Here is a 3,432-nt window from a genome sequence, read left to right as displayed (position 1 = left end):
ACCTGCGCACCTCGTACGAGCGCCAGGCGGAGTTCCGGCAGCTCGCGGCGGACCTGGGCGCCTCGTCGGACCTCCTGACCCGCGAGGTGCAGGCGTACGCGCAGTTCGGCGAAAAGGCGCACCTGGACAACTACTGGCGCGAGGTCCGCGAGACCCGCACGCGCGACCGCGTGGTGCAGCGGCTGGAGGAGATGGGCGCCTCGCGCGGGGAGCTGGACCTGCTGGCCACCGCCAAGGCCAACTCCGACGCGCTCATCAAGATCGAGGAGCAGGCCATGGCGCACACGGCGGCCGGCCGCCTGGAGCAGGCGCGGCGCCTGCTCTTCGGGCCGGACTACGGCGCGGCCAAGGCCCGCATCGTGGCACCCATCACCGAGTTCAACCGCACGCTCACGGAGCGCGCCGCGGGCGAGGTAACGGCGGCGACGGCCGCGGCCACGCGCTCGCTCACCATCCTGGCGGTGCTCACGGCGGTGGTCATCCTGGTGATGACGGTGGCGTTCACCGTCTTTCGCAAGCGCTTCGCGGCGCCCATCCGCGGCCTGCGCGAGGCCGCCGAGCGCATGGCGCTGGGCGACGTGGAGGTGGACGTGCCCGTCGCCCGCCGCGACGAGCTGGGCGAGCTCTCCGAGGCGTTCAACCGCATGGCCGCCAGCACCCGCGAGCAGGTGGCGGCGCTGCAGGCCATTGCCGCGGGCGACCTGGGGGTGCAGGTGCGGCCCCGGTCGGAGCGGGACGTGATGGCGCACAGCGCGCAGGGGCTGGCCCGCACGCTCGTGGCGCTCACGGACGAGACGCGCGGGCTGTCGCAGGCGGCGCGGGCCGGCGACCTGGGGCGGCGCGGCGACGTGGCGGCGTTCCACGGCGCCTACGCCGAGCTGGTGCGGGGCATCAACGACACGCTGGACGCGGTGGTCACGCCGGTCAACGAGAGCATCGCCGTGATGGAAAAGCTGGCCGGCGGGGATTTCTCCACCGGCATGGCCGGCAGCTACCAGGGCGATTTCGCCCGGCTTACCGGCGCGATGAACCACACCATCGACGCGCTGCGCCAGACCATCGGCCGCATCCGCGCGGCGAGCGGCACCGTGGCGGCCAGCTCGGAGCAGATCCGCAACGCGAGCCACGCGCTGTCGTCCGCCGCGGAGGAGACGAGCCGCCAGTCGCAGGCCGTGAGCGCCGCGAGCGAGCAGGCCGGGGTGAACGTGCAGACGGTGGCGGTGGCGGCGGAGGAGATGTCCGGCAGCATCCGCGAGATCAGCCGCCAGCTGCAGGAGGCGCTGCGCGTCGCGGGCGAAGCCACGCGCCGCGCGGAGCAGACGGTGCGGATGATGGATGAGCTGGGCGCGTCGAGCGAGGAGATCGGCGAGGTCGTAAAGGTGATTACGAGCATCGCCCAGCAGACGAACCTGCTGGCGCTCAATGCCACGATCGAGGCCGCGCGCGCCGGCGAGGCGGGCAAGGGCTTCGCCGTCGTCGCCAACGAGGTGAAGCAGCTGGCATCGCAGACGGCCAGGGCGACTGAGGAGATCGCGGCGAAGATCCGCGGGGTGCAGGACAACACGGGCGTGGCGGTGGGCGGGATCAGCGAGATCAACAAGATCATCCAGCAGATCAACGACGTGTCGACCACCATCGCCGGCGCGGTGGAGGAGCAGAGCGCCGCGACGGGAGAGATCGCGCGCAACGTGAACCAGGCGGCGAAGGGGACGGAGGAAGTCAGCCGCAGCATCGTCAGTGTGAGCGCGGCGGCGACGCAGACGGCGGGTGGCGCGGCGCAGTCGCTGAGCGCGAGCGACCAGCTGGCGGGCGTGGCGACGGAGTTGGAGAGCCTCGTGGGCGCGTTCCGCATCTAAAACAAAAGATTTCTCACGCAGAGGCAGCAGGGGCAGCAGAGGGGTTCATCGTGCGATGAAGTACTCTGCGCCCTCCGCGGCTCTGCGTGAGAAAGCAGTAAGAGCTGGCAAAACGAGAGGCCGGTCCCGGTGCACGGGGCCGGCCTTTCGCGCGGAACCACCTCGGCTGCCCCTGCTCCCTCTGCGTGAAAAAAGCAGTTCGCCGTTGCCCTGTGGGGAGGACTCCGCGACCCGTGTAAGGGGCGGCTGGGAACGCTCAAGTACCAAAACGGGCCGGACGAGACTGAACATTGGCCCCCACAGCGCCAATTTCCGAACAAGCACCAGTCTCCGCGGCCCGAACGCCGCACTCCACGATCAACGAGGCAACCCACCATGCGCTGGTTCAACGACCTCAGGCTCTCCGCCAAGCTGCTGTCCAGTTTTGTCTTCGTGGCGGTGATGGCGGCCGTCGTCGGTGCCGTCGGCATCCGGAGCATTCACGCCATCGAGCAGGCCGACACGCGCCTGTACGAGCGGATGCAGGTACCCACCGCGCACCTGGGCGCCATGATCCGCAACTTCCAGGGCGTCCGCATCAACCTGCGCGACCTGGCCGATGCCGAGACGCCCGCCGCCCGCACGGATGCCGAGACGCGCGTGCGCGAGCAGGTGGCGGCCCTGGACAGCCTGCAGACGCTGTACGTCGCCAGCATCGCCTCGCCCGAGATGCAGGCGGCCTACGACCGCTACGCCGCGCTGCGCGGCAGCTACGGGGAGCACCGCGACCGCGCCATCGCGCTGTCGCTGGCCGGCCGCGGCGACGAGGCCAAGACCGTCCTGGCCGGCGACGCAAAGCAGATCGCCCGCGACGTGATCGCCTCCATGGACTCCATGGCGGCCCTCAAGGTGCGCCATGCCGGCGCGCTGGCGGCCGAGAACTCGGCCCTGGCCGGCAAGGCCACGCGCACCATGCTGCTGCTGGTGGCGGGGGCCGTGGCGCTGGCCGTGGGCCTGGGCGTGCTGCTGGCGCGGCTCATCGGGCGGCCCGTGGCCGGCATGGCGGCCGTGGCCCAGCGCCTGGCCCAGGGCGACGTGGACCAGCGCGTGGAGCACGCCTCCAGGGACGAGGTGGGCAGCCTGGCCGAGTCATTCCGCGGCATGATCGGCTACCTGCGCGACGTGGCCGGCGCGGCCGACGCCCTGGCCCGCGGCGACCTGTCCGTCCGCGTGGCGCCGCGCTCCGACAGGGACGTGCTCAGCCGCGCGGTGGCCGGCACCACCGCGTCGCTCACGAACGTGCTGCACGAGACCAGCGCCCTGATCGACGCGGCCCGCGATGGCCGGCTGGACGTGCGCGGCGACGCGCAGCGCTTCCCGGGCGGCTTTCGCGAGCTGGTGGGCGGCGTGAACGGTCTGCTGGACGCCGTGGTGGTGCCCATGCGCGAGAACAACGCGGTGCTGGAGCGCGTGGCCGCGGGCGACCTTACGGCGCGCGTGACGGGCGAGTACCGCGGCGACTTCCTGCGCAACAAGGAGGCGATGAACCGCACCATCGAGAGCATGCGCGACACGCTGACGCGCATCCGCTCCGCGT

The 3,432-nt window shown here is 71.7% G+C and carries 2 protein-coding genes; both read left to right on the top strand.

Annotated features, from left to right (window positions below):
* A partial coding sequence (locus tag VFZ20_RS07240) for a methyl-accepting chemotaxis protein (protein ID WP_329683176.1) occupies positions 1–1,856 on the top strand: 1,856 nt, incomplete at its 5' end.
* A 375-nt stretch (positions 1,857–2,231) separates the two neighbouring features.
* The coding region (locus tag VFZ20_RS07235; RefSeq protein ID WP_329683175.1) for an MCP four helix bundle domain-containing protein at positions 2,232–3,432 on the top strand (1,201 nt) is incomplete at its 3' end.

Origin of the sequence: Longimicrobium sp. (assembly GCF_036280135.1) — a bacterium.
Lineage (GTDB): Bacteria > Gemmatimonadota > Gemmatimonadetes > Longimicrobiales > Longimicrobiaceae > Longimicrobium.
Note: the sequence above shows the minus strand (reverse complement) of the source record. Positions and strands in the feature narration are given on the sequence as shown.